This window comes from Metallosphaera javensis (ex Sakai et al. 2022), assembly GCA_021654415.1.
Classification (GTDB): domain Archaea; phylum Thermoproteota; class Thermoprotei_A; order Sulfolobales; family Sulfolobaceae; genus Metallosphaera; species Metallosphaera javensis.
On record AP024487.1, the window covers coordinates 315338 to 341692 of the forward strand.

28 protein-coding genes and 1 rRNA gene are annotated in these 26355 nt (G+C 43.3%); 20 read left to right on the forward strand and 9 right to left on the reverse strand.

Annotation, left to right across the window (positions count from 1 at the left end):
• Positions 1-11 precede the first annotated feature (11 nt).
• The 7 genes from upsX to QVC96_RS01885 are packed head-to-tail and all read left to right on the forward strand — an operon-like array spanning position 12 to position 6399.
• Complete coding sequence (gene upsX, locus QVC96_RS01855) at positions 12-1982, forward strand: protein UpsX (RefSeq protein ID WP_287689779.1); 1971 nt, start codon at positions 12-14, stop codon at positions 1980-1982.
• A 26-nt stretch (positions 1983-2008) separates the two neighbouring features.
• Positions 2009-3439, forward strand: coding sequence for a type II/IV secretion system ATPase subunit (locus tag QVC96_RS01860; protein WP_287689780.1), 1431 nt, complete (start codon positions 2009-2011; stop codon positions 3437-3439).
• Positions 3420-5003, forward strand: a complete 1584-nt coding sequence (gene upsF, locus QVC96_RS01865) for a membrane pilin protein UpsF (RefSeq protein ID WP_287689781.1) — start codon at positions 3420-3422, stop codon at positions 5001-5003. Before QVC96_RS01860 ends, upsF begins: the two co-directional genes overlap by 20 nt.
• A gap of 12 nt (positions 5004-5015) precedes the next feature.
• Positions 5016-5444 carry a pilin subunit UpsA gene (gene upsA, locus QVC96_RS01870; protein ID WP_238024849.1) on the forward strand — a complete coding sequence of 143 codons (429 nt, stop codon included), beginning with the start codon at positions 5016-5018 and terminating at the stop codon, positions 5442-5444.
• On the forward strand, positions 5441-5599 hold the full coding sequence (locus QVC96_RS01875) for an archaellin/type IV pilin N-terminal domain-containing protein (RefSeq protein WP_287689782.1): 159 nt from the start codon (positions 5441-5443) through the stop codon (positions 5597-5599). Before upsA ends, QVC96_RS01875 begins: the two co-directional genes overlap by 4 nt.
• A complete protein-coding gene (gene upsB / locus QVC96_RS01880) occupies positions 5596-5853 on the forward strand; it encodes a pilin subunit UpsB (protein WP_287689783.1) in 258 nt (85 codons plus the stop codon). Before QVC96_RS01875 ends, upsB begins: the two co-directional genes overlap by 4 nt.
• A gap of 15 nt (positions 5854-5868) precedes the next feature.
• Positions 5869-6399, forward strand: coding sequence for a bifunctional cobalt-precorrin-7 (C(5))-methyltransferase/cobalt-precorrin-6B (C(15))-methyltransferase (locus QVC96_RS01885; RefSeq protein ID WP_287689784.1), 531 nt, complete (start codon positions 5869-5871; stop codon positions 6397-6399).
• Here QVC96_RS01885 and QVC96_RS01890 read toward each other — a convergent pair.
• Complete coding sequence (locus QVC96_RS01890) at positions 6381-6644, reverse strand: hypothetical protein (RefSeq protein WP_238024925.1); 264 nt, start codon at positions 6642-6644, stop codon at positions 6381-6383. The two genes, QVC96_RS01885 and QVC96_RS01890, sit on opposite strands and share 19 nt — an antisense overlap.
• Positions 6645-6709: 65 nt before the next feature.
• Here QVC96_RS01890 and QVC96_RS01895 point away from each other — a divergent pair, with 65 nt between their 5' ends.
• The 4 genes from QVC96_RS01895 to QVC96_RS01910 are packed head-to-tail and all read left to right on the forward strand — an operon-like array spanning position 6710 to position 11971.
• Entirely contained in the window at positions 6710-7402 is a 693-nt protein-coding gene (locus QVC96_RS01895; RefSeq protein WP_425597972.1) for an endonuclease III domain-containing protein, read from the forward strand.
• On the forward strand, positions 7344-7925 hold the full coding sequence (locus tag QVC96_RS01900) for a ParB N-terminal domain-containing protein (RefSeq protein ID WP_238024846.1): 582 nt from the start codon (positions 7344-7346) through the stop codon (positions 7923-7925). Before QVC96_RS01895 ends, QVC96_RS01900 begins: the two co-directional genes overlap by 59 nt.
• Positions 7922-9310, forward strand: coding sequence for a glycosyltransferase (locus QVC96_RS01905; RefSeq protein WP_287689785.1), 1389 nt, complete (start codon positions 7922-7924; stop codon positions 9308-9310). The genes QVC96_RS01900 and QVC96_RS01905 overlap by 4 nt, the downstream gene beginning before the upstream one ends.
• Positions 9311-9352: 42 nt before the next feature.
• Positions 9353-11971, forward strand: coding sequence for an ATP-dependent helicase (locus QVC96_RS01910; protein ID WP_425598010.1), 2619 nt, complete (start codon positions 9353-9355; stop codon positions 11969-11971).
• Between the two features lie 233 nt (positions 11972-12204).
• Here QVC96_RS01910 and QVC96_RS01915 read toward each other — a convergent pair whose 3' ends face one another.
• Positions 12205-13107 (reverse strand): CBS domain-containing protein, encoded by a 903-nt coding sequence (locus QVC96_RS01915; RefSeq protein WP_287689787.1) that lies wholly within the window; start codon positions 13105-13107, stop codon positions 12205-12207.
• Positions 13108-13141: 34 nt separating this feature from the next.
• Positions 13142-13843, reverse strand: a complete 702-nt coding sequence (locus QVC96_RS01920; RefSeq protein ID WP_238024842.1) for a DUF2192 domain-containing protein — start codon at positions 13841-13843, stop codon at positions 13142-13144.
• A 64-nt stretch (positions 13844-13907) separates the two neighbouring features.
• On the opposite strand from QVC96_RS01920, the gene QVC96_RS01925 reads away from it, so the two are divergent.
• Positions 13908-14294, forward strand: coding sequence for a hypothetical protein (locus QVC96_RS01925; RefSeq protein WP_287689788.1), 387 nt, complete (start codon positions 13908-13910; stop codon positions 14292-14294).
• On the opposite strand, the gene QVC96_RS01930 is transcribed toward QVC96_RS01925, so the two are convergent.
• Complete coding sequence (locus tag QVC96_RS01930) at positions 14271-14627, reverse strand: hypothetical protein (protein WP_287689789.1); 357 nt, start codon at positions 14625-14627, stop codon at positions 14271-14273. The genes QVC96_RS01925 and QVC96_RS01930 overlap by 24 nt on opposite strands.
• 53 nt (positions 14628-14680) lie before the next feature.
• Between QVC96_RS01930 and QVC96_RS01935 the strand changes: the two genes are divergently transcribed.
• Positions 14681-15508, forward strand: a complete 828-nt coding sequence (locus tag QVC96_RS01935; RefSeq protein WP_238024839.1) for an alcohol dehydrogenase — start codon at positions 14681-14683, stop codon at positions 15506-15508.
• A gap of 3 nt (positions 15509-15511) precedes the next feature.
• On the opposite strand, the gene QVC96_RS01940 is transcribed toward QVC96_RS01935, so the two are convergent.
• Positions 15512-16717 (reverse strand): PLP-dependent aminotransferase family protein, encoded by a 1206-nt coding sequence (locus QVC96_RS01940; protein ID WP_287689790.1) that lies wholly within the window; start codon positions 16715-16717, stop codon positions 15512-15514.
• A 38-nt stretch (positions 16718-16755) separates the two neighbouring features.
• Here QVC96_RS01940 and QVC96_RS01945 point away from each other — a divergent pair, with 38 nt between their 5' ends.
• On the forward strand, positions 16756-17556 hold the full coding sequence (locus tag QVC96_RS01945) for a nicotinamide mononucleotide deamidase-related protein (RefSeq protein WP_425597973.1): 801 nt from the start codon (positions 16756-16758) through the stop codon (positions 17554-17556).
• Here the strand turns inward: QVC96_RS01945 and QVC96_RS01950 are convergent.
• Genes QVC96_RS01950 through QVC96_RS01965 form a run of 4 tightly spaced genes read right to left on the reverse strand, consistent with a single transcriptional unit; the run spans position 17530 to position 21983 of the window.
• On the reverse strand, positions 17530-18279 hold the full coding sequence (locus QVC96_RS01950; RefSeq protein WP_287689792.1) for an alpha/beta fold hydrolase: 750 nt from the start codon (positions 18277-18279) through the stop codon (positions 17530-17532). The genes QVC96_RS01945 and QVC96_RS01950 overlap by 27 nt on opposite strands.
• Entirely contained in the window at positions 18279-19901 is a 1623-nt protein-coding gene (pheT, locus tag QVC96_RS01955; RefSeq protein ID WP_287689793.1) for a phenylalanine--tRNA ligase subunit beta, read from the reverse strand. The genes QVC96_RS01950 and pheT overlap by 1 nt, the downstream gene beginning before the upstream one ends.
• On the reverse strand, positions 19901-21298 hold the full coding sequence (locus QVC96_RS01960; protein ID WP_287689794.1) for a phenylalanine--tRNA ligase subunit alpha: 1398 nt from the start codon (positions 21296-21298) through the stop codon (positions 19901-19903). Before QVC96_RS01960 ends, pheT begins: the two co-directional genes overlap by 1 nt.
• A gap of 4 nt (positions 21299-21302) precedes the next feature.
• Positions 21303-21983, reverse strand: a complete 681-nt coding sequence (locus QVC96_RS01965) for a metal-dependent hydrolase (protein WP_287689795.1) — start codon at positions 21981-21983, stop codon at positions 21303-21305.
• 52 nt (positions 21984-22035) lie between these two features.
• Here QVC96_RS01965 and map point away from each other — a divergent pair, with 52 nt between their 5' ends.
• From map to QVC96_RS01995, 6 genes are all read left to right on the forward strand, one after another.
• Complete coding sequence (gene map, locus QVC96_RS01970; RefSeq protein ID WP_287689796.1) at positions 22036-22929, forward strand: type II methionyl aminopeptidase; 894 nt, start codon at positions 22036-22038, stop codon at positions 22927-22929.
• A 59-nt stretch (positions 22930-22988) separates the two neighbouring features.
• Positions 22989-24134: a DUF1512 domain-containing protein gene (locus QVC96_RS01975; protein ID WP_287689797.1), complete on the forward strand. Its 1146-nt coding sequence runs from the start codon at positions 22989-22991 to the stop codon at positions 24132-24134.
• A gap of 6 nt (positions 24135-24140) precedes the next feature.
• Positions 24141-24335, forward strand: coding sequence for a hypothetical protein (locus tag QVC96_RS01980; RefSeq protein ID WP_255775992.1), 195 nt, complete (start codon positions 24141-24143; stop codon positions 24333-24335).
• A gap of 33 nt (positions 24336-24368) precedes the next feature.
• Positions 24369-24487: ribosomal RNA gene (gene rrf / locus QVC96_RS01985) — 5S ribosomal RNA — on the forward strand.
• A gap of 31 nt (positions 24488-24518) precedes the next feature.
• On the forward strand, positions 24519-25685 hold the full coding sequence (locus QVC96_RS01990; RefSeq protein WP_287689798.1) for an HD domain-containing protein: 1167 nt from the start codon (positions 24519-24521) through the stop codon (positions 25683-25685).
• Complete coding sequence (locus QVC96_RS01995; RefSeq protein WP_287689799.1) at positions 25682-26350, forward strand: phosphoglycolate phosphatase; 669 nt, start codon at positions 25682-25684, stop codon at positions 26348-26350. Before QVC96_RS01990 ends, QVC96_RS01995 begins: the two co-directional genes overlap by 4 nt.
• Positions 26351-26355 lie beyond the last annotated feature (5 nt).

Sequence of the window (26355 nt, forward strand, 5' to 3'; positions counted from 1 at the left end):
GCAGCTATAGTGTGAAGTTACCAAAGATTGACCTTGTCGAACCGTTATATGTTCCGGACGGGGTTACTATTAGTTTTATAAAGGATGGTGAAAAATTCATTTTATTAACTTCTGCATTATTACAACCTAAAATAGAGATTGGGGAAAAAGTTACGGTATCTAACAGTTTATGGAAGTTTCAAAGGGGAAACCTCCTGGTTGAAATTGAAGGGGATAAGGAGAAAAGTGTGAGATGTGAAAGAGAGGAATGTTCGAAGGCGTGGTCCGTTCACTATGTACTTGTTGATAACCAAGATATCCCCATACTTGAGTTCAAGAATAGGTTCATCTTCAACGGCGAGGAATACTCCCTGTTCAAGAGGAGGCTAAACATCTCATATCTGGCAAGAGGGGATGAGGCTACGGTTTTTGTGGGAGGGAAAATCTACACACACGAAGGAGTAAAGGCAGTGGGCTTCACTAAAGCCGGTCTTTCCATTGTTTCCGATGGTTTCACCAGACTATACCAGTGGGATGAAACATTCAGGGAAATTCAGGTGGAGGGTTTTATTCTAAGGTACGGTAAAAATGAGGTTCTGTACACAGACCTTCAGAACAGGATAGTCTCAAACGGTAAAGTAATAGGGATTTGCGGTGGACAATTTGATATAATTTCACGAGGGCAGGGATGGATTTTAGGTTCCTGCAATGGAATAGCCAGATACTATTTTCAAGGCGCCTGGAGAGATCTCGAAACGAGTATAGACCCCCTTAGAAGTGACGGAAGTGAAAACTTTATCGGTCTAGTTTCACAGAGGAAGGTGTTAATTTATGATCAAGATCTTTCCCTTAGGTACAGGTTTAGGGAAAGTATCTTGGGTATTGGATTAAGGAAGGCCGTAATCTATACAGGCTCCAAGTTGTTTAAGGTAGATTTGGTAGAAGGCTATAGTCCCGGTGTGGTAAGGAGCGAAGATGGCGTAACCATAACTTATCCTAAAGGATATGAGGTGAAGAGAAGTGATAAATTGATTAGTGTTGAGAGGATATTCGATAAAAACTCTATTGTAGAAAAATTTGAGTATTTTGGAGGGGATAAGGAGGAAGAGGTGACCATAGAGTCCGAGTTCATCTCTTTACCTCTTAAGATCCAGTTATCTGGCCCTCCCATCAGGATAATGTTTTATGGAAAAATATACGTTGCGACTGGAAACGGCAGAGTAAAGTTAGGAGAAGGAAACTCTGTATTATCGGGTAAGGTAGTACTTTCCAGAAAATCCAAGGTAAAACTAAAATTAATCATATCTATTGGATCAAAAACTAGGAGTATAGAGATAGACTCTAATCAAGTAGACGTATTCTTGCCCTTTGAGTTAGGGTCGTATAACTCTGATATCATACCTGTGGACTTTGACCTTAGACTCGAAGACAGGAACGTCTCCAAAACCCAATTCATTGTCCCGATAATCAAGGTTGAGAGACCTAAAACTATGAGAAAGATAAGAGCTAACAAGGGGCATGTTATTCTTCACATAGATAGATATGAGAATGGCATGTTCGTATGGGACAATGTTAAGGTAACTCCCACTTACACTCAACCCATTAGAATTCACGACCTCTATTCAGGGGAATTGACACATAACGAGTTAGATAACGGTACGAGCTTCTCTGTGAAGGAGAATTCTATCATAGAAGTAAAGATTAAAGATCCCGTTGGCTATCCCAAGGTAGAGATAGAGGGTAACTACCTGTGTATCACGCCAAACGTTAAATTCGACTCCCTTATTCAGATCTTCTATGCCACGCACGTTTATACAGGATTTAGGACTAAAGTTCTGTTTCCTATAGATCCAGTATATAATATTATTATATTTAAAATTTATATAGGTAACACAGTAATTGAGAAAAGCTTCACAATTGACTCGCTGAAATTGAGTTTAGTTACCGCAGTTAAGTCCGCAATGGCACTATCTAGAATAACTGAAAGTGTCGGACTACCCTGACTATCTTTATATTACTATCTATTTTGATGAGCAGAACAATCCTTGAGGAATATTATGTACTGGGCAGTAAGGTCTCAATCATAGATGAGGATGGACAAGGTCTCTATATAGTTGAGGATCCGAAAGTCTCTCGAGAAGAATCCTCTACCATATCAACAATAATTGATGAAATATATTTCTCATCAACTTCTCTGGCAGAGGCCGAAAACAGGCTAGTTGAAATATTAAAATCAAAGAATATTAGTCCAGAACTCAACGAAAAAATTATAAATATTTTCAAGAAAAGGATTCTATACGACGAGATAACCATACCCGTTATGGACCCGGATGTGGAAGAAATAGAGTGTATGGGCCCTGGTTTACCTCTCACCGTAATACATAGGAAATATTCTAATTATATGAGATTATATTCAAATATAGTTCTTAACAAGGAGGAAGATATACTTCGGGTTATAGAGAAACTCGCCATAAAATCAAACAAATCTGTTAATATTGCAAGGCCCTATCTAGAGTTTTCCCTGCCTGAAGGCCATAGGGTGGCCGCAACGGTCTCCAATGAAATTTCGAATCCCGGTTCTACCTTCGATATAAGGAAGTTCCCAGTCTCTCCCATATCACTTGTTAGGTTGATAAAAACCAATTCCCTAAGTATAGAAATTGCTTCATTTCTGTGGTTTTTACTGGATTATAAGCCTTTCTACTTAATAGTTGGATCCACAGGTTCAGGCAAAACCACGTTTCTCAACGCTTTACTAAATTTTACTAATCCAGATGCAAAAATCCTGAGCATAGAAGATACTCCAGAATTAAATCTTAATGGAAAAAATTGGATAAGATTCTTCTCAAGACAGTCGCTGATCTCATCCTACGATGTTTCCATCAACGAGCTCTCAAGATTAGCCCTGAGATACAGACCGGATTACCTGATCATAGGGGAGGTCAGGGGAAAGGAAATAGAGACACTGATCCATGCGTCGTCCTCAGGGCATGCATCATTAAGTACTTTCCACGGGGGCAAGCCCTCTGACGTGGTGACCAGAATAGTAAGCCTACTTCCAAAGGAACTAGCTATAATGTTCCTGAACAACGTTTGGGGATTCATTTTGGTCGGAAGAAGAGTTGATGACAGTGGCAGAATAGTTAAGGCAATAAGCGCCATTTACGAAACTCAGAAGGTGAACGGCAAGACCAAGTTTAGGAGAATAATCTGGTGGTCATTCAAGGATAAAAAGTACAAACCAGACAATTTTAGAGATTTATTAAAAATTTCTACAAGACTAAAATTTATCTCAGACTCTTACGGACTTACTAAGACTGATGTGATTCATGAGCTGGAAAGGAGAAAAAGTATACTTGAGAGATTAGTGAATGAGAATATAGTAGATAATGAGATGATTCAGCTGGAGATAGCTAAATTCTACAGAGAGAGGGGTCTAAATGTCCAGAGTACGATTTGAATTTAAGGCTATAAGTCTTAGAATAAATAAATTTTTAAAGCTTGCAGGGAAATTTGAGAGCATACCATTCTTATCATCCATATACCCCCTGAACTTGTTCTCTAAATCAATAAGGGAAAACATGGAAGTGTATGGAGGAAGTATATCCAAACTGGAAGAGATTTCCAAGATATCATTTCTTATATTTTTGGTTTCATTGCCAGCTATAACAATATTGATATTGATGTTAGGGATTTACTTTATTCCGCTCTTGTTTATTTCCTTTTTAATTTATTTTCTTCCTATAATCTATGTGATTACAGAAAGAACGGAATACATATCAAGACTGAACCTAGAACTGCTCTCCTTTTCAATTCTTATGTATCTGAACGCTTCTTTGGGGAAGGGTCTGCACGAAACCTTTAACGATGTGAGTCAGAGCACATTTTTCGTCGGCTTCAAAAGGGAGTTTGAAATAGTACAGAGATACATCCTTTTCCATGGAGTATCATTTCTTGATGGAATTCAGAGGAGAATTAGAAATCTTAAATCTGGCCTTATCGTCAAGCTATACTCCGTGTCCATCTCAAGTCAAATCCTAGGTATCGCCATGGGACAAAGATCGTTAGATCTGGTGAATGATCTCCTGAACAATGTGAAGGAGACCTTCAATAGCTACGCCTCAAAGGCCTCAGAGATAGTTGAGGTTATGTTCTCTCTCTTTCTACTGGTACCTCTGGTAACCATCGGATTTCAAGGATTATCAAGAAATAACAATAATGAAGTACTATTGATTCCCCTGCTCTTCGCCCCCCTTATTTACCTGTGGATATCCATTTCGCAGCCCAACATGGGTATTCATATTAAGATAAGGAAGTATCAGATAATCGGTCTTGTCTCATCGCTGACCATCCTGGCTTTCCCTGTCAGTATTTTATTCAGATTAGGTTTACTAGTACTCATAACTCAAATAATTCTTATTCCATCCTATCTTGACATCAGGAGGGAAGAGATCATTCTCAGCGATTTCCCGATAGTGCTGAGAGAAATAGGAGAATTCACCAAGCTCGGCTATGGAATTAGGGCATCCATTCAGAAAATAAGCTTCGATGGAATAAGTTTGCATAGACCCACCATTAAATTATTTGAAAATATTAAGAAACAGATTCAGATGGGAGAAAATATTTACAACAATTCAATCAAGAATGATCAACTTAAATTCATCTTAGAGTTATTGAATATACTCGATAGAAAAGGAGGAGAGGGTGTAAGGGTACTTCAAGAGCTTGGAGATATGATATACTCCATCTCCTCAACTCGATCCAGGCTACAGAGAGAATTAACTACTTTTAATGCCCTTGCCCTTATAACTCCCGTACTTTTCTGGTTTTCGACGACGTCAATCGAATCTATTTCCAATTTCTCGTCATCAACTCTAAGTCTAATGAATTTGGGGTATAGTTTGACTTTAGCATTATTATACACAAGGATCAGTAAATTTACGTTTATCAACCCATTGATATATATAATTGTTACTGGACTTTCAATATTACTTTCATTTGTCCCTCCAGGATTAATATTGTAATGTAAAGAATAGGTGATAAACCTGAAACAGAAAAAAGGAGTCTCCTCAATCCTTGGCACCATTCTCATCATTTCCATAACCTTAGCGCTGGGAGGGTTGCTTTACGGATATAGTAAGGGCCTGTTCAGTAATTTATCGACCAATGAGGACTTGTATACACAATATAATCTCTTATCCTCATCCAATATAGGATTCTTGCAATATACCCTCAAGAACCAGGGAAATGTGGCGCTTCATGTAGAATATATCAAGATCGTAGGCAATAACACGAACCAAATAATATCCGTCGATACGGTAATAGAGCCGGGTCAAGAAATACAGAACATATCCCAGGTATCGAATATTATCCCAGGTAATTATTATTCAATTATTGTCGTTGCGCAGACTCCCAACGGACAACTGTATGATTCAGTATCAAACGTTTTAGCGGTGAGCCAATGAGGAGGCTCAAATCTAAAGGGATTTCAGAGATTTTTTCTGCATTGATTGTTGCAGTTATTGTTCTGGCCATGAGCGGTCCTCTTCTTTACTACTTTCACCAGGTAAGCTCCACCCAAAAGAGTAGCATTGACTCCACAGTGAACAGTGAACAGTGAACAGTGAACTATTATCAACCGAGACAAAGTTGAGAATAATAAAAATAGGAAATTCAACGGATGATATATTTCTGTTCAATTACGGAGAGATAGATATTTACATTAAGGCCATCTCCATAAACGGGAAGCTCATCACAACACATGCAGATCTGCAACCTGATTCCATGATTTCGCTATCTGACCTAGTAGGAAACATGACGGTAAATGGCCCCTTACTAATAAATGCCAACGGTCAATATTTCCTTGAGGATTAATGTTTCCGCTAACAGATGATAGTTTTTTTTGAATCACAGATTCCAGGTCCAACTAAAGAGGAGATAAGGGCGATCTCGATATCAAAGATGAGGATTTTTCCTGGCTGTAAGGTGCTGGAAATTGGAACCGGAACAGGTGCCGTCTCGGTAGACCTAGACAGGCTGGGATGTTATGTGATTTCCCTAGATCTCAACGAATATATATCAAGATCCCCAGGCAGGAAACTATCCATGAACGTAGATTTCATTCAGGCAGAATCTCCGCTATTTTCAGCTAGGGAAGTATTCGATTCCGTTTTTATCGGAGGCACGCAAAACGTGGGCGGATCGATCGAACTTGCACGCGCCTTGCTAAGGAAGGGTGGAAGGGTTGTGATTAATGCGTTTACCTTAGAGTCACTGGGAGAAATATCCAGGGCACTTGAAGCAAGCTTTCAGGAGTACGATGTTATTCAAGTGTCTGTTAGTAAGGCGGAAAGACTAGGAAAATATAGGGCTTTCATTGCAAGAAATCCAGTTTATATCTTTTACGCCTCCAAGGGTTGAGCCTTCGTTCTCACATCTAGTATTTCTCCCTTTTCTAGACCCCTTAATACCTCCTTTCCCTTTTCAGTCAATCTGTATACCTTATGGGAACCCTTGGAATAAATGGTTTCAACAAGCCCTATTCCCTCCAATACATGGAAGATTGCCAGCACCTCATATCTGGGTAGTCCAGTCTTTATCACCACTTCCCCAGGGTTTAGTGCACCGTCGGAAATTGCCTCTAAGACCAGTTTTAACTCATACATCAAAGATGGAGTTTATCTGAGAGCACTTATAAGCTCGGTGCCTCAAATCTTTCCTTGAGAATTATTTGAGATGCGAAGGAAGAGAGGTCATAAATAGACTCAAGAAAGCCTACACCATAAAATCGGAGGATTTTCTGGCTATGGAGATATGGGAAAAGACAAGAGATCCGTTCAAGGTATTGATAGCTACTATCCTAACGCAAAACACCACTGATAAAGGAGCAAAGAGGGCTTATGAGGAGCTGGATAAGGAGGTGGGTATCACACCTGAGAGACTCAGTGAGGCTGACCCCGAAGCGATCAAGAGATCCATAAAAAAGGTAGGTCTGTATAATAATAAAACCAAAATACTTAAGGAAGTATCAAAAATAGTTTCTAATGAATACGGTGGAGATATTAATAAAATCCTTAACCTAGATCCATCCCAGGCTAGGAAAACATTAGTGGATATGCCGGGAGTTGGGAGAAAGACCGCTGATGTGGTGTTACTCACATGTAAGGGTTACTCTGTATTTCCTGTGGATACCCACATCTTCAGGGTTTCAAAGAGACTGGGAATCAAGGGAGGTTACGACGAAATAAGCTTGTTCTGGAGGAATGTATCAGATGATTCAAATTTGATGGCACACCTTCTTCTTATAACTCACGGTAGGACCATATGCAAAGCAATTAAACCTAAGTGCGACACTTGTGTACTCAATGGATGCTGTGAGTATTACGCTCGATTACGCGGATCCAAGGGATCTGAAACCGCATGAGGATATCATAAAGAGCAGACTCAATGAGACGATTATTTCCGTTAGGGAGACTCGATCCATTGTTCCCATTATAGTTGATGAAAAATCTCTTTTAGTGATCGATGGGCATCACAGGAGGGAGGCGCTCCTCGTCCTAGGGTATAGAAATATACCAGTGTACTACGTGAATTACTTGGATTCCAGCATCAGCGTTGGAGTATGGTACAGAAAGCTAACTTTGAACAGCATAGGGAAAATGTTTCTAAAATCAATGAAATCCGAAGGAAGTATCTGTCTTGAAATTGAGTACAGGATTTGCGCTAACTCGGCTTTCGAAGCCTACTGGAAGTTAGAGTTAATAGAACAAAATTTAAGGAAAATTGGAGTATCAGTGGAAAGAAGCCCTAACGAGGGATATAAACCACCGACTTTATCAAAGGAGATAATACTGAACGTAGCCAGCAAGGGACTTAGGTTACCTCCAAAGAGTAGCAGACATCTATATGATTTTATTATCCCCAAGGATAGAGTAAAACTACAATGAGTTTGCTGATACAAGCAATTCTCACCATTGCCATATTTATTATTCCTAGTTTCCTTTTACTTTACCAGTACTTTCTGTTCCGTAACGGAATGAAATTTAGAGAAAGTCTTGAACCCTTATTCTCTGAAGAGTTACCTTCTCTTTCGATTCTAGTTCCCATTAAGGGAGAGAGAGCCGATACGCTTCAAGGTCTGCTTGAGAATTTAACAACTGTTGAATGGGATAAAAACAAAATGGAGGTAATAGTGGTTTCCGATGATCCTCCAGAGTATTTCGAAAAACTCATCAAGGAGATATCAGTACCCCAGGGACTCAGGGTCAAAATTGTTAGGAGAGAGAAAAAGGTAGGTTATAAGAGCGGGGCCCTAGCATATGCGTACTCCTTATCCCGTGGGGATCTAATAATAACTCTTGATGTCGATGCCAGACTGGAAAGAGACTCGCTTGTGAAAGCATTCAACAGGTTAAGGATTCATGGATGCGATGCTGTGACGCTGAACTGGGTAGGATATTCACAGAGACCATACTCCACCCTAGCAAAGGGAATCATGATATCAACCATTATAGCAGATACAGCCCTTCTAAATGGAAGGGATAACAGCGGTCTCAGGATCTTCCCTGTGGGTTGCGGTACTATGTTCAAGAGAGAGGCTATTGAATCGGTGGGTCCATGGGATCCATCAATGATTCAAGACGACCTAGAGATAGGAGCCAGACTTATCAAAAGCGGAAAGAGGATCTGTTCCTCCACCTCCCCTGTCTACGTAGAGGTACCTGATAACCTAGTGGCGTTCTACGTCCAGCAAACTAGATGGGCCATGGGGAGTATAGAGGTACTAACAAGGAGATTTAAGGAAATAATGAGCAAGAACATATCTTTGAGACAAAAAATAGACATATTGATATTCCTTCTTCAATATGTACCCATAGGACTGACATTTTTGGCAGCTTTGGGCCTAACCTTTATCTCTTTCTTTGTGCTAAATCAGATCACCGACTATCTGAGAACTCCCATACTCCTAGTCTGGATCCTTTCGCTTTCTATTTACGGATATAATTTCATTAAAACTGCGCTTGGAAAGGGCTATAGACTAGTAGAGGCCATGAGAGCCTTGGGGAAGGTCTCCTCCTACACCGTGGCGATATCGCCTTTCATACTTATTGGACTTTTATCAGGTCTTAAGAAAAACAGGAAATATGTTGTCACACCAAAAGGAGTTAAGGTAGACACTTGGATTCAATACCCAATACTATTATTTGGAGCACTTTTCCTAGCGTCGTCCATCATGTACCTTGTCCACGGAGCCATGGTAACCGGATTGTGGCTCCTCTATTACTCCATGGGTTACCTCTTCACCGTAGCAACATTCAAAAGAGAGCTTTAGAACTCAACTTTTTTTCTACCTCATTTTGATATAGATTGAATGATTTCTCTGGCAAAGCAGATCAGCGATGAGGAGGTATTTGGGCTCCTGAGACCATATGTGGCCCAATGGTTTCGTGAGAAGTATGGATCCTTCACTCCTCCTCAAAAAGCTTCTATACCTACAATAAAAGCAAATGAAAATGTACTAATTTCCAGTCCCACAGGTAGTGGGAAAACCATGGCTGCTTTTGTGGGAATACTTGATTCTCTCCTGGAGCTGGCAGAGAAAAATGCCCTAGAGGATAAAGTATATGCAGTATATATTTCTCCACTTAGGGCATTAAATAATGACATGTATAAAAATCTTTTTCTTCCACTAGAGGAGATAAAAACTAAGGTTTCCTTACCCCAGGAGATAAGGATTGGGGTGAGAACCAGTGATACCTCGCCAAATGAGAAGCAAAAAATGCTCAGGAGACCACCACATATACTAATCACCACGCCCGAATCCTTCGCCATCTCCCTTGTTTCCCCCAAGTTTAGCCAGAGGCTGAAGGATGTTAGATGGGTAGTTGTGGATGAAATTCATGAACTGGCAGGAAGTAAAAGAGGTGCCTATCTATCCGGCTTTCTTGAGCTCTTCGAGTCCTTTCTCAGCAATACACCGCCCGTAAGGATAGGTCTGAGCGCCACCATTTCTCCCCTAGAAGAGGTAGCTAAATTCCTTGTAGGGGACAGGGATTGCAAGATTGTAGACGCGAGATTCCTGAAAGGAATGGATTTAAGGGTCATCTCTCCAGTAAGGGATCTCATCCACTCATCGGAAGAGGAGGTAAGCAGGGGTATATACAGAACAATAATGGATGAAATTAAGAAACATAGAACCACGTTAATATTCACCAATACTAGGAGCGCGGCCGAGAGGGTATCTTATAGGATAAGGAAGATGGTTGAGGAGGAGAAGCTATTTGATGCCGATCTAGTTGGCGCGCATCACAGTAGCTTAAGTAGAGACGTGAGGCTGGAAATAGAGAACAAACTGAAGAATGGAGAACTGAAGGTAGTGGTATCGTCAACTAGCCTAGAATTGGGAATAGATATTGGATATATTGACCTAGTGCTTCTACTGAGCAGTCCCAAGAGCGTTAGCAGATTGCTTCAAAGAATTGGGAGGGCAGGTCATCATATAAGACAGATAAGCAAGGGAAGAGTGATAGTGGTAGACCGAGATGATCTTGTGGAATGTGCTATCCTAACGAAGTTAGCAAGGGAGAAAAAGATAGACAACGTTCATATACCCAGAAAACCCCTTGATGTGCTGGTCCAGCTGGTACTGGCATCATCCTTGATGGCTGAACAGGATGTGGAAAGACTCTATTCGGCAATAAAACGGTCCTACTCCTTTTCAAACTTAACGAGGGAGGAGTTTGATTCCGTGGTTGATTATCTTCTGGGAAAGTTTGGGCTGGATAGCAGGAATGTGTACCCAAAGATAAGATTGGGCGACAAAGGGATCAGGCCCAAGAGGGGTGGTAGGATGATCTTCTATCTGAATAGCGGTACCATCCCAGAGGAGTCATTAATTCCAGTATTCACGGAGGGCAATAAGTATGTGGGAAACCTTGAGGAGGAGTTTGTGGAAATCCTCTCCCCTGGAGACATATTTATTCTGGGAGGAAGAACTTACGAGTTTCTTCTTTCAAAGGGAAACAGGGTCCTGGTAAAACCTGCAGAGGGACAGAGACCCACAGTTCCCAGCTGGTTCTCAGAGATGTTACCCCTTGCCATAGAGTCAGCAATAGAGATCTCATCATTTCGTGGTAGGATTGCCCGAATGATTGGAGAGGGTAAATCCCAGGAGGAGATAGTTACTTATATAGAGAATTTCCTTGATATCTCTAAATCAGCCGCTAGATCAATCTACACCTACATACTGGAGGAATACCTATTTACTGACGGAAATGTGCCCGATGATAAAAACCTGCTCATCGAAATTTATGATGATGAGGAGGACAGGAGGAACTTTATCTTCCACGCACTCTTTGGTAGAAGAGCCCTAGATGCGCTCTCAAGGATAGTTGCCTGGAAACTTGGATCCGATCTTAACATGGACGTGAGAACATCTATTACGGATAACGGATTCGTTTTAACCATAGGCGAAAAAAAGGACTACGATATAGCTAAGGCAATAGCGGAGATCAATCCAAATGACGTGTACGATCTCTTGGGAAACATCGTGCTCAGGACTGAAATGGTTAAACGAAGATTTAGGCACACTGCCGAGAGATCGCTTATGCTCCTCAAGAGGTATAAGGGGAGGGAAACCAGCATAGATAGGAGACAGTTAAATTCCGAGGTACTGATGAACGTGGTGAAAGAAATACCCAATTTTCCTGTGCTTAAGGAAACTCTAAGGGAAATACTGGAAGACTACATGGATATACACAGCGCAAAATGGATCCTGGAGAGAATAGCTAAGGGAGATATCAAGCTCACTGTGATCGGACCCAATCCTATCCCGAGTCCCTTTGCCCATCAGATTCTTGCCAAGGAGTATAGTGATATAGTATTAGCCAGTGATAAGAGGGAGTTCCTAAGAAAGATGCACGATAAGGTCCTTCAATTCCTCAGGGAGAAGGGAATCGACGTCGATCTCAGTTACACTACTGTCAGCGAATAAAAACGCCTTGATGCAATTGGGCGCCACAATTATCCATGGAACCCTCCAAGTCCACATATTTTCAATATCCCTAAAACTGGGGTAGCACATCTCCTCGTGAGAATGCACTATTGCCTGTATACCATCAAGATAGGAGTAGATCTCCTGCGGATCCATTAGAAATTCGTGGTCTCGTTCTGATACATTTCTAATCTCCACGAATTTATCCTTATATATTATTCCGCATCTTTCCCTCAAATGGACCATAATCCTTCTAGTCCGGCAATGGATTTCAGTATATCGGTTCTCGTAACCATTCCTGTTACCCTGTTAATGGCATCCATCACCACTAATCTTCCAACGTTATATGTTACCATTTTCTTGACAGCTTCCATTATATCGTCGTCCTCCTTTATGGTTATCACGTCTTTTTTCATGTAATCCGAAACTGTTGCGTCGAAATTACCCTCGTAAAACGCCCTCATCAAATCCGCAGTGGTAATTATTCCTATCACATTCCCTGACTCGTCCAGAACAGGCGCTCCCCTTATACCCTCCTTATGAAGAATTCTAGAGGCGTCCCTGAGAGACATGTTAGGTTTCAGGGAGACAAGCCTCTTTCCTATGATATTCTTTACCTTTTCCTTGGGAATGCTTATCATTCTCTTTACATCAATAATTATCTCTCTGCGTTCTTCCTCCGCATTTAATACAACACCCTCAATAACCAATCTACTGTAGGGCGTTGGTCCCACCCTCACGCTGTCACCTGGTCTGATCTTCCTGGGATCTCCCGAAATTTTTAGGATAACCCTGTTACCTGACGGATTGGTTATATCCAGCAACTCAATATTCTCCACCTTAACGTCAGTTTCAACGTTACCACGATAGAGGCTCAGCTTGTCCAATATTGGCAATATGGTGGGGTTTTTCACGAATTCGTAGGCCTTCAATGTTGGTAAATATCCGCCATTGGGACCTGGCTTAGAGTCCACAAGTCCGAGAACCTTTAGGCTCAGTATTATGTTTCTGACAGTACCCTCATCCTTGCTTATCATGTCAGCAACTTCTTTACTTTTAATCATTTTCTTTTGTCTGTTATAGAGTTCAATTAACGCCAGGAGTATCTCCCTTTGTGTTGATGATAAATTTTGCATACCTAATTATCATTCGACCGTTGTTTAAAAAGATCTATGGTTGAACAGAAACCTCTAGAACTTTACGGATCAGTTTTGGACTAACGTTGAAAACTTCTTTGGATATTAACGCCACGTAACTGGATTTGGGCAGTGGATACTCTATGCCCAAACTAATGGCAAATGCCTTCTTCATGGCTATATAGTTCATTTTATCCCTAATCAGACCCTCAGCTATATTCTCAGCTAGCCTAAAGGCTGTATAGAATCTAGAAAAGCTCTTTGCTGTGTGTTTTATGGCATCATTGGGAGAGGAATCGAGCACCCTAAGGGCCTGAAGTAACTTTGATTCGTCTGAGAATGAGAAAATTACCTCGGTAAAGATTAGCCTGAGCGCTCTAGCTAATACGTCCTTATCACTACCAGCTAGAGCATAGGCCTCTTCGGCTCCCTTCTCTATTATGGCCCTTGATACCTCGTAGAACTTCTCTTCAAGGGGAAGCAGCTTATCGAAAACAGGCCTATAGTCATCATAAAGGCCAAGCCCATCCTTTCCAACTACAAATATACTAATGAGCTCCTTCTCGTAAAGATTGGTGGATTTGAAGCCCCTGAATGGTCTTATGTCATTTTTCTCATAAATCTCCTGGACCAGAGATAAAAGTGAGTTCCTGTCCATGTTTTCCCAGTTGTCCAGAATGTTTCCCCAAAGATCAGTTAGCACCTTTATTCTCTCTCTATAGAGCTCCTTGACCATCACATGCCACGAAGAACTATTATGCATTCTGCCTTAAAAAGGATATTATGACAATGAGGTAATCATGAGTGTAGAGGATAATCTTAAGCCAAGTATTATGTTGATATCCCCCACTGATATAGAGCTTGACATAAAGAGGTTAGAGGAACAACTAAAGGTACATCAGGATCAAGAGAGCGACAACGTCCAAAAGATAAGGGAAGATATACAGAGACTCTGGGATTTCGTCTCTTGGTTAAAGATAGCCCAGGTTCAGGGAGTGTGGAAATCGAAGACCTGTAGACATTCGGTGAACGGTAGGTGCAACGCGTGGAACGTGAGCGAGCCGGAGAGGATAGGTTTAAGCTCAGAGTACGTAGAGGCTGGAGGAGATAATGTCAAGCACGTTGTAGTTGAGAAATATCCCCATTTCTGCATCACATGCCCTCTATACGAGGCCAAGAGAAGTTAGTATCCTTCTTTTATCCCTTTCCTCGAGTGTCTTCTTCAAGAGATCGAGTTTTTCCGATTGCAAATCTTGGTTTTCCGATAATACGTCGAGTAAACTTTCAACAAGATCGTCCACAATGAGACGCGCTATAGCCTTCTTCTCCTCCTCATCTGCCACATTTAATGCCCTCAAAATAGTCAAGTCGCTAGCGTGCGTTCTACCTTTATAAAATTTGACAATTGAGGCAGGAGATATACCTAAATCTCTGGCTAATTCGGATTTACTTCTCTTCTCCAGTAGAAGCTCCACTATCTTCTCCCTACACTTCTTACTTATATTGTGAACTGCACGCATTCAAACTCTACTCAACTTTAATTCTATTAACTTCATCACAGCTTTTGTCCTAAATGAAATCGGTAGTGTTCAACCAGGGTATTATTAAGGCTGAAGTCCCGGAAATACCAGTGGGCAGAAACTTTGTGGAGTTATCCACCGAACAGGCGCTAGTTGACGGAATTGAAAACGGGATATACCTGGGCTTAATCTGGGTCAGACCTGGCACTATTCTAGGAGGGATAGGTCTAGGAAGGGTTAGAGATGTGGGTATTGATGTTGATCAGTCAATTATGGGGAAGCTTGCTCTTGTTATGCCTTACTCCCGTTCCTTTGGAGGCATAGGGACTGAAACTCACGGCGTGCTGGCAGAAAGGGCGGTCGTACCAGTGGATTCGGTCGTTATTTTACCTGAGGGAATTGACGAGAGGGCATTACTCCTTCCATTGATCTCCATGGCGCTTGAAATCAAGGAAAGAGTTAGAGGTGGCTCTGTTCTTGCCATGGGTACCGGATTAATCACCAGGATACTTGCAGATTTAATCGGAGATCTGGTTATGGTGGAGGATGATGGCTCCTCTAGAAACTCTGCAATGGAACGGAAATGGGATTACATCATTGTCTCCACTGTGAGAGGATGGGCTAGATATCTGGCGGAAAAAATGATCGGCCCCGATGGGAAGATAATAATACCGAAGTTCATGAATTCTTGGCCACCATTCATGCCTAGCTCCAGCGAGGTTGTTTATCCCACTGTCAGAAAGGACGCATTCAAATATCTAGATAGTAAGGAGAGCGACAAAATGATCAAGAATTTCGTTGGTAAATCAGAAAACGTCCTTGCCTCAATACCCACTCCAAAACCTGGAGTTATAGTAAATGTGAAAAAATCACTAAGCTAAAACTCACAACTTGGATTTTATCAGATTACCTAAAATTTCAATTCCCTTCTCTATCTCATCCTTGCTTGGGAAACTGAAGTTTATCCTCATGGTATTCGCTCCGCTGTAATCGTAATAGAAACTGTTACCCGGCACGTACGCTACTCCCTTCAACATGGCCTCCTGAAGTAGTTGTGTGGTATTGAACTTTTCGGGCAACCAGGCGAACACGAACATTCCACCAACGGGCTTCGTCCTCCTTACTATCGAGGGAAAGTACTTATCCATTGCCCCTATCATATAGTCCCTCTTTTGCTTGTAGAGGGCCTTAGTCTTGGGTAAGTTGGATTGTATAACCCCCCTCCTTATGGCCTCTGCAGCTATGAACTGATTTAACGAGGGCGTGTGAAGATCCACGTTTTGCTTGAACAGTTCAACTTCTCGGATTATTTCCTCATCTGCGACGATCCAACCCAGTCTCAACCCCGGAGACAGGATCTTGCTGAAGGTACCGAGATAGATTACCCTCCCTTCCTTATCCAGTGCTTTCAGGGGCGGAGGGTTATCCCCCTCAAACACCAGAAATCCATACGCATCGTCCTCAACTACAAGAAAGTCGTAGGAAGAGGCTAGCTCCATGAGATATTTCCTGTCATCTAGGTACATGGTGGTTCCAGCGGGGTTTTGTGCTGTGGGAATAACATACATGAGCTTAACCTTCTTTCCTTCTGACTTAAGCTTCCTCAGCTGGGACTCCAGAGCGTGTAGATCGGGCCCCTTATCCGTAACCGTAACTCCGTGGAATTGTGGCTTTCTTGTGCGAAGTACATTAAGGGCGGTTAAGTAGGTGGGTTTTTCAACAATTACGTTATCTCCGGGATCCACAAGGACGTTAAAGAGGATGAAAAGGGCCTCCTGACTTCCAACACTCACGAAAATATTATTTTCACTAATTCCAGTGATACCTCTTAGGCCAGTGAATGAAACTAGTTCTTTCCTCAACTCTGAGACTCCAGCGGTCGCCGTGTACTGAAGAGCAGATGAGGACTTTGTATCTAGAATTTCGTCCGTTATCTTCTTTATGTCCTCTACGGGGAAGGTAGAGGGATCTGGTAACCCACCGGCAAAGCTTATCACATTCCTTCCTTCAGTGAGCTTAAGTAGATCCCTTATCTCCGAGGATTTGAGCCCCTTGGTTTCATTTGAGAAGAAGCCTTCCCATTTGCCCATAAATTCTATAGTTCGATATGGCTTTTATTATTATGCGTATGCTATATACGGCAGAGGTATTAACTATAGGAAATGAGCTGTTAACTGGCAGAACTGTAAATACCAACGCTTCACATATCGCGTCTAGGCTCACGGTAATGGGTTTCTCCGTGAGGAGGATAACTGTTATCGGAGATGACCTAGATGAGATATCTAACGCAATAAGGGAGATCTTGGCGAGAAGCCCTACCATTGTGGTGGTCAGTGGAGGGTTGGGACCCACATATGACGATTTGACCGCTGAAGGACTGGCCAAGGGGCTTAACCGGCCTCTAGTCATGAATGATGAAGCGCTCAAGGAGTTGAGGGAAAAGTATGAGGCTAAAGGTCTACCCCTAACTCAGGAGAGACTGAAAATGGCACTCTTGCCAGAGGGGGCAAAACCCATAAGGAATGAGGCAGGTATAGCTCCCGGCTTCACCCTTAACGTAAATGGAACGGACATAGTAGTCACTCCAGGCGTGCCTAAGGAAATGGAGAACGTTCTGGAGAGCTTTCTGAACAGGTTAGCCAGACGACCTCCTGTTCACTATTACGAGGAAAGTTTTCTTGTTAAGGGGGTAATGGAGTCCGCTCTTGCTCCTCACGTCAAGAGTGTCGTAAAGGAGACCGGCGTCTATATTAAGACCCATCCAAAGGGGCACGAAACAAGGGAACCGTATCTAGAGATCCAGATTGCCTACAGTGGTGAAAATGCTGAAAGGGTGAGAGATACTGTAAGGAGAGTGAACGAAAGGGTAAAGGCTATTGTAAGAGAGCTGGGAGGGACTATACTAGAGAGAGTAGAGAATTCTCAGTAGCTCCTCTGGACTCTCTAGGTTCGGGAAATGCCCAGTTCCTTGAATCTCAAAATATCTGAATCCAGCCCTCTTGAAAACGTCCAGGTTCGCCTTTAACCTGTCTTCACTTCCATAGATTAGCGCAGAATCCCTCAACTTCTCCAATTCTGGCTCATAATTTGGAGCCTCTAAAAGTCCCCTCACCGTATTAATGTAACCTATCACGGAAGTGCCCCTGTAGATTTGCAGGAATCTGGACCACAGAGAAAATGATTCCGTTATCTTGACGGGAATCTCTCCATTCAATCTCCTGTAAAATGCCAACGCCTCCATGCCGAATCTAGTGGCGATGTCCATATACCTCATATAGGGTATTGGATCGGGTGCCTTGTACAGTGCGCCCACGAGAACAAGCCTACCCACTGAATTTTTCAGGGCGTACTCCATTGTAATTAGAGAACCTATTGAGTGACCTACTAGTATTGGGTCCTTTACACCAAGATACTCCAACAATGCCTTCAAATCCTGAGCGTGGTCAGATATTGTATATCTTGATGGAGGAACTGAGCTCTTTCCATGACCTCTTAAATCATATGTGATGACCCAGAACCTAGACGCCAGGTCATGAATCATGAACTCCCAGCTTAAAGTAGAACCGGCTAGGTGATGTACCAAGACCAGCGGTTTTCCTCTTCCATCACTCCTGTAATAGAGGTCTACATCGGCTAACTCTAGAACTGGCATCATATCACCCTCCTCAATGCATCCAAGTCAAGTTCTGCCAATAGCACAGGATATAGCAAATTAAAACTTCTTAATATTTCTGGATTGGCCTCACCAATTACCCCAACTCTTTCGTCCCTGAGTATGATTTCGGCTGATCTGCCCCTCATGAGGATGTCATTGTCCACACGCCTGTAAGACGGGGCTATTCCTAGAAGGTTAAGTAAGACCTGGTGAAGTGGGGACTGAAGGATTTCATAGCTGACCTTGCTATCCATGATGGCCACTGCCAACCTCGTCGCGTTGGCGTAGTTGGTATCCTTACTCTCGTCCCTCCGAACAACCTCACCTATCTCAAATATTTTCACAGGAAACCTGGAGTGCTGATTGTTGGAGAGAAAGAGGAGGCTATTCCAGAGTAACGAGTTTCGCACCGAATCATACTCCACTGAGATGGGGTTAGCAATCCTCACAACTTCACCCCTCTGATAATCAGATTTTGTCAAGACTAATGTATATATTTCCTGAAATCCTGCTCCTATGAGAAGTGTTCTCAGCTTCCTGTAAATTTCAGACTTCTCCGATAGTGATCCGGTGACCATGCCTCGCCTGGACTCCAGCGTGAAGCGATCATAGCCATAGGCCATCGCTATGTCCTCTGCCACGTCTGTGTAGTTCATTATATCCACCCTGTAAGGTGGAACCACGACAGCCAACCCATCTCCTGTCTCAACTTCCATTCTCATTCTGCGGATGAGGGTTACTGCTTCATCCTTAGAGACATTAATGCCCAGTCTTCTGTTCACGTCCTCTAGACTAAAAGGAACTAGAGTATGTCTCAACACAGGCGATGTCTCCACGTTCATCCCCTTCACCTTAATCCTTCCTATTATCCCTCCCAGCTCAGCCAACCCCGTTACCAGAAGATCCATTGTCTCCACCACTGAGTCGAAGTTGGTACCCGTTACATCTATCAGAAGCGACCTAGTATTCTCAGTGATCCTGGTCCTGTCAGAATTAATCACGGGGGGCACACTCAGAATACCCTTTTCATCCATTATTGCAGGCGAATAATTATCCCAAACCGAAATATTCCCATACTGTTTCCCCTGAGGTGTTTCCTGAAGCACGTCCTTAACGCTCATCTCCTTTTCCTGGTAGAGAGGGACAAAGGTGGTGGAAAGAGGCACTGGGGCATATCTTATCACCTTCCCCTCAACTTTCTGAAGATCATGAATTCCAATTGCAACCTTCTTCCTCCTTCTGCCTATGGTATCATGTAGTTTCTCCTGGAATTGAATGAGTTCCTTCAGGTAAAGGTCCGGGTTGAGTTTCACGTTATAAACGATACAGGCTAGAGCGTAGGGCCTTGAGGGTACTCTCTCCACCTCCAACACGTAATCGGTGTCCCTTACTGTGTATTTTGGCTCCCCCAATTCCCTACCTGTTATTCCCTTCAGTGCCCTGACTATCCCACCTAGACTAAGCATGTCCAGCCTATCGGCGTTAACCTCTATGGAATACTCGTCCTGATTCACCGGCGATACCTCAGATTTCAGTCTGAAGAGGTAATCCACTAACTCCTGTTCATTCAGCCTAGTCAAGTCCTGCAATATCCACTTGTTAAGGTTTATGGTTGGCATCAGATCACCCTCCTTGATCTCAGGTACTCTATGTCAAGCGAGTACAGATCCCTTATATCCTTGACACCTAGGAAGAGCATGGCCAGCCTGTCTATTCCTATTCCCCATGCGCCGGCCGGTGAGTAAACACCTGCAGGCTCCGTAACCTCCTTTCTAAGGAGTCCAGCACCGGCCATCTCCACCCAACCAAGGCCATCAATAAAACCATAGACTTCAACGCTGGGTTCTGTGAACGGGAAGTAGCCCGGCTTAAACTTCACCTGTTTAACTCCCAGCCCTTGAAATATATCACGAAGAGTGGAAAGGAGGTCCCTGAACGTGAAGTTCTCCTCCACAACCAGCCCATCCATCTGATGGAACTCTATGAGATGGGTAGCATCAATGGAATCTGGCCTAAAGACCTTACCTATTGTAAAGGCCCTTATTGCCCTAGGTGCACCACTTAGTACCCTAGCAGTGACCGCGGTGGTTTGGCTCCTGAGAACAAGCCTCCTGGCATTATCCTCACTCCACGAATACCTCCACCACTTCTCGTGTATCTCCTTTACCTTTTTAACGAGGTCCCCATCTGGTAGTTTCCCTCTTCCCTCAATTACGAAGGAATCATGAATTTCCCTGGCAGGATGATCCTGTGGCTGAAATAACATGTCGAAATTGAAGAACTCTGTCTCCACAAATTCTCCAGACACCTCCACGAAACCCAATCCAACCATAAGGTCCTTCACCTTCTCTATAAAGTCCCTGAAGTAGTGTGTCTTGCCTATGGGAAAGAAAGGAGGATCGGCCTCCACGTTATATGGCTTGAACTCGTAATTTTTCCATGAACCTGTTGTAAGCATTTCATGGGTTAGGTAGAGCTCCGCTGGTCTGACCTCAACGTCCTTAACCAGCTGAACCTTCAAAACTTTCTCCTCCTTTACCTCAACCAGCTTCCTCTTGACGAGCGAATCCAGCATCTCCCTTTCAATTTCCTTTCCGGCCTGAAGATCCTTGAGCGCAATGTACTCAGGTGAGACGTGACTCGAGACCTTGGGTATTACAGTATCATTTTCTACGATTATGAGCCCCTTTCTCCTAGCCCATCCAAAACCTATCTCAAAGTCCTTGCCAAGGACGCTTTTCAATTCTTGTATCTTAGCCGGCTTACCATTGAGAGTGGAAACCAGACGATCCTCTGGTAAACCCTGTTCAGCCCTCAGTTTACCCTCCTCAGTTAACCTAGCCACCCTTCTGGTCTCCTCTGAGATTACTTTCACTATACCCTTGGATTCCAGAGTTGCAATAATACTGAAAACAGAGCTTGGAGGAAGACCTGTTGCTTCCCCAATTTCCTGGGAAGTCGATTCCTTTCTCTTTCTCAAAAAATCCAAGATTTTAAGCTCGTTCTCACTGAGCATTACGCTACAACTCGATTGACTGACCTGGCTGTAACAGAATTGCCTCGTAGCCCTTCTCCTTAACTCCCTTCACAAACTCCTGGGGGTCAACCCTTATCATGTCCCACGTGTTGAAATGTATGGGGATTGCACCCTTCCTCGGTTTTATCATATCCACCGCAATCACCGCCTGCTTAGGATCCATGGTGAATCTTCCACCAATAGGTAGGAGTGCGTAATCCGGCTGGAATACTTGGCCTATCAACCTCATGTCCTCAAAGAGTCCCGTATCACCTGCGTGATATATGGTTGTACGGCCATCGGATACCACAATCCCTGTGGGGTCACTATGTTCGCTTGAGTGAACTGCCTTAGTCAGGGCCAGCCTTATCCCTTCATGTTCCACATAGCCTCCAACATTGGCGGGAATAAGCTGCGCCTCAGGAACCTTAAACTGATTAACTAGATACATCTCTAGATCAAAGGTCGCAAATAGTTTTGCTTTATTATTCATTTTCAATATCTCCACCGTATCCCCAAGATGGTCATAATGATCGTGGGTTACCCCAACGACGCTGACTCCCTCCAGATAGTTAAGCTTTACTGGAGATAGGGGATTGTCTTTTATCAAGGGGTCAATTACAACCCTCTTTCCAGAAATGAGAACCTCCACTGCCGCATGACCTAACCATCTAATTTGAGACATGGGGCATTGTATTAGACTAAAAATAAAAATTTCATTCGCGTATTATCTTTCCATGACCGAGGACGAATTAAAGCTTGTTAAGGCCGCTGGAGAGATTGCTTCTAGGGCCAGGGATCTTGGGGCTAGAATGATTAAACCGGGAGTTAAGGTGATTGAAGTTTGTGAGGCTGTTGAGAAGGCCATAATTGAGGCTGGAGCAAGGCCTGCCTTTCCCTGCAATCTCTCCATTAATCACGAAGCTGCGCACTATAGCCCCGTGATAGGGGACGAGAAGGTAATTCCTGATGGCGCAATTGTGAAACTGGACATAGGTGCCCATATAGAGGGTTACATAACGGACACCGCAGTAACTGTCTACCTCGATGACAGAATGGAGAGGCTAGCTGATGCTGCTAAGGATGCATTGAAGTCAGCTATCTCCAATTTTAAGATGGGGGCTTCACTGTCAGATATAGGAAAAGTTATTGAGAAAACGATCAGGGGATACGGCTTTAAACCCGTAAGGAACCTTGGGGGGCACCTCATTCGAAGATATGAACTCCATGCAGGTATTTTCGTGCCTAACGTTTACGAGAGAATCACCGGGAAGATTCAGGGAGGTAACACTTACGCCATAGAACCCTTCGCTACTGACGGTGGAGGAGAAGTAGTTGAGGGAAAGGAGGTAACAATTTACTCATTAAGATTGAAACAGGTGAGGGGTCTAACAGAGATTGAAAGGAAATACCTGGAGGAAATTGATAAGAGATTTAAGACCTTGCCCTTCTCAGAGAGATGGCTATCAGACCTGGGTAGCAAGGAGGAGGTTGAACAAACTCTCAGGACCCTAAGCAAGCGCGGTGCCCTTCACGCATATCCGGTCCTCCTAGAGGTTAGAAGGGGGATGGTGTCCCAGTTTGAACACACGGTTTACGTTGACGAGAAGGGAACGCTCGTTTTAACCTGAGGTTACTGGTACTTTGATAAAAGTTTAATTTCTCACAAACGCGTGTCTATACGAACATTATGAATGGATTAATAATAGCTCTTGCACAGACCAGTAGTCAAGGTCAAAGCGGGGCAGCCTTGGCGTTCTCATATATATTTTACATATTTTTCATAGCCCTTCTAGCCCTTTCATTCTTCCCTGGAGTTCAGCAGAAGACCCAAATCATGTTTCTTAGCAGAGATGTTGAACAGAAACTTCAGATGATCGAGGGATACCTGAAGGACTCCAGAGGACTCACTGAAAAGCTTCTAAAGGAGAAGGGATTTGCAGATCCAAAGGCCTTCGTGGAAAGGATAATAGACAGGTTCGTTATTGACCCAGTTAGCGTTGAGCCCACTGACATCATAAACAGGATGAAGCTTCTAATGAGGTCCAACGAGGACACAGTGAGGGAAATGATAACAGCTGTGAACCCTAACATTGATCCCATGACAAGGAGTCAAATAGAAATTTCCACAGAAGTGGTTAATGCGCTCAACCTGATCTACAAGGTGATTAGGCATTACCTAATAATGGCGAAGAAACTGAACAGCATCATGATAATGTATCAGCTTCAGATGGTGGCTCCCATATACGTGAAATACGCGGAGGCCTATGCTAAGGCACAGAAAGTGTTCCTTCAGGGAATACCCATAGGAGATGGTTTAGGACCTTTAGTTGCCTCAAGGTTCTTAATGAAAGCCGATCAGAAGTTCACTGTAAGTAAGGATACCATAGCTGGGTCGATAGAGTTTGAAGGAAGGAAGGTAGTTGTGGTGAAGGCAGAAGGCCCAATGGCTACTGTGGGTACTCCAGGTGAGGGAGTGCAAAACGTGATTGAAAGAGAAGGCGGAAGAGTGTCAAGAATAATAACAGTGGATGCAGCGCTTAAGCTTGAGGGAGAGGAGACTGGTTCTGTGGCCGAGGGAATGGGTGTTGCAATGGGTGACCCAGGGCCAGAGAAGATAGCCATAGAGAGGGTTGCAGTGAAGTATGGAATACCCATTGACGCAGTCATTGTTAAGATGAGCATGGAGGAGGCCATTACGGAAATGAGGAAAGAGGTATATCAAGCTGCAGATAAAGCAATAGAATATGTAAAGAGGATCATCCTAGAAAGGACAAAACCTGGAAGCACTGTGGTGGTTGTGGGAGTAGGTAACACGGCGGGTATAGCCCAGTGATGGAAATTGGCAATAAGTGTTGACTCCAAGCAGAATCTGAAGGTTAAGACTCTCATAAAATGCATGCAATGCGACTACACTCAAGAAAGAGACTTCCAAGTAGGTGACTTTGTACTCAAGCTCGTGGGCAACTGTCCCAAAGATAACGGCCCGCTCTACATTGCCGGGATATATGCTGAGGCCGTAACATCTAAGAAATAATTTTTTAAGGAAGGCTGAACAATAAGAGATTGTCCACCCGGTCATAGCGGGGGAGCAACACCCGGACTCATCTCGAACCCGGAAGTAAAGTCCTCCGCGTTGGGGATGCGGTGGGATCCGAAAGGGCCCGCAGCTACCCCAAACTGGGATGGACTTTTAATTTTACATTTCTTATTTCTGCATATGAAAAGGGTATTCGATGAAGTTCATGGGACCATCGAGCTAGACGATTTAGCGGTTAAACTGGTGGACTTACCGGAATTTCAGAGGCTTAGAAGAATCAGGCAGACCAGCCTTGCATACACAGTTTACCCGGGCGCAACTCACACTAGGTTCAGCCATTCCCTAGGGACGTACTACCTTGCCGATAAAATTGGAAACAAATTAGTTAAGGAAGGTACAATAAATAGCGAGGAGTTAAACCTTGTCAAGATAGCAGCCCTAATTCACGATTTGGGTCAGTTTCCTTTCAGTCATGCAATAGAGAGCTTTTACATAACCAAGGGTCTCGGAAACAAGGAACTCAGGGAGCTGGTTATAAAAAATTACATATCGGATGTCCTAGACGAATTTGGAATAGATCATAGGAAGGTGAGGGATCTCCTCGACGGTAGCAGTATGTTAACCTCTGTGATTGACGGTGACGTTGATGTGGATAGAATGGACTACCTGATAAGGGATTCGACGCATACTGGGATTCAACTGGGAAGGATAGATCTAGATAGACTTATTTTTACTATCTCATATAGAGAAAATGGAATTTCTATCCAGGATAAGGGAATAATAAGCTTGGAGAACTTCTATCTTTCAAGGCTTCACATGTACCAGGCGGTATACTATCACAAAACGATCCTGGGATACGAGCTGTTCCTGAGGAGCATCTACTCTAAACTTGTGGAGGAATGCGAGACTAGGCTGGAGGTTGAGGATGTAAAGAGAATGATAGAGGGAGGGACTTTTCCCTACTGGGATGACGAGTGGGTTTTTGGCTCCCTCTATAGGTGCTATTCGAACAATCCCAACTCAGTCACATCGCAGATGATTAAGGATTTCCTTGACAGGAGAGGGCCCAAGGTGGTTTACGAGGAAATTGGTTACGACAACGAGAAAGATACCAAATTCAAGGAGATCACAGAGAGGCTAGTCAAGTTCATTCCTCCCGATTCTCTTTACCCCTTTGAAGAAAAAATCTCAATACTGGATAAGGACAGGATAAGGGTGATTTCCAAGTACAGGGAAATAGGCCTAGATAGTTATCCCACCCTACTTAGGTCAATACCCGAGAGGCTCATCATTAGAAGAGTTTATGTCGATAGAAGGTTTGTCAATAGAGCTAGGGAATTAATTTGATTAAGATGCTCTTAACCGATTTAGATGGTACATTAACCGAAGACAGGGGCACCTATGTCGTGGATATAGACGCTATCAGGGCACTGAGGAGAGCAGAGAGGGCAGGCATAAAAGTGGCCCTCGTGAGTGGGAATTCCTATCCTGTGTTAAGGGGGTTACACAATTACCTGGGATTGACGGGAGGGGTTGTTGCGGAAAATGGTTGTTTTGTTTTTTACAAAGGAGTCACATATAGGGTATGCGAGACGCTCTCCAGAGATATAGTCTCGGAGTTCGCTAAGGTATTCAACCTCAAGGAAAGCTGGCAGAACGAGTTCAGAAAATCGGATTTTGGATTTACACCAGCAGAATTGAAAGACGAAATGATAAAGTGGGCGGAGGATAGAGGACTAGTTGTACAGAGTAGTGGTTACGCTCTTCACCTATCTGGTAAACCTGGGGGGAAGGGAGCTGGAGTGAGAAAACTACTTGAACTCGCGAAGGTCACCAAGGAGGAAACCGGCGCCATAGGGGACTCCAGAACCGACGTGGAAATGTTTAGGGAGGCCGGGATCACAGCCGCTGTCTCCAATGCAGATCCGGAGCTGAAGAAAGTTGCTTCCATCTCACTTAAATTAAAAAGCGGAGCAGGAGTTATGGAATTCATTGAAATGTTACTGAGTTGATCGTA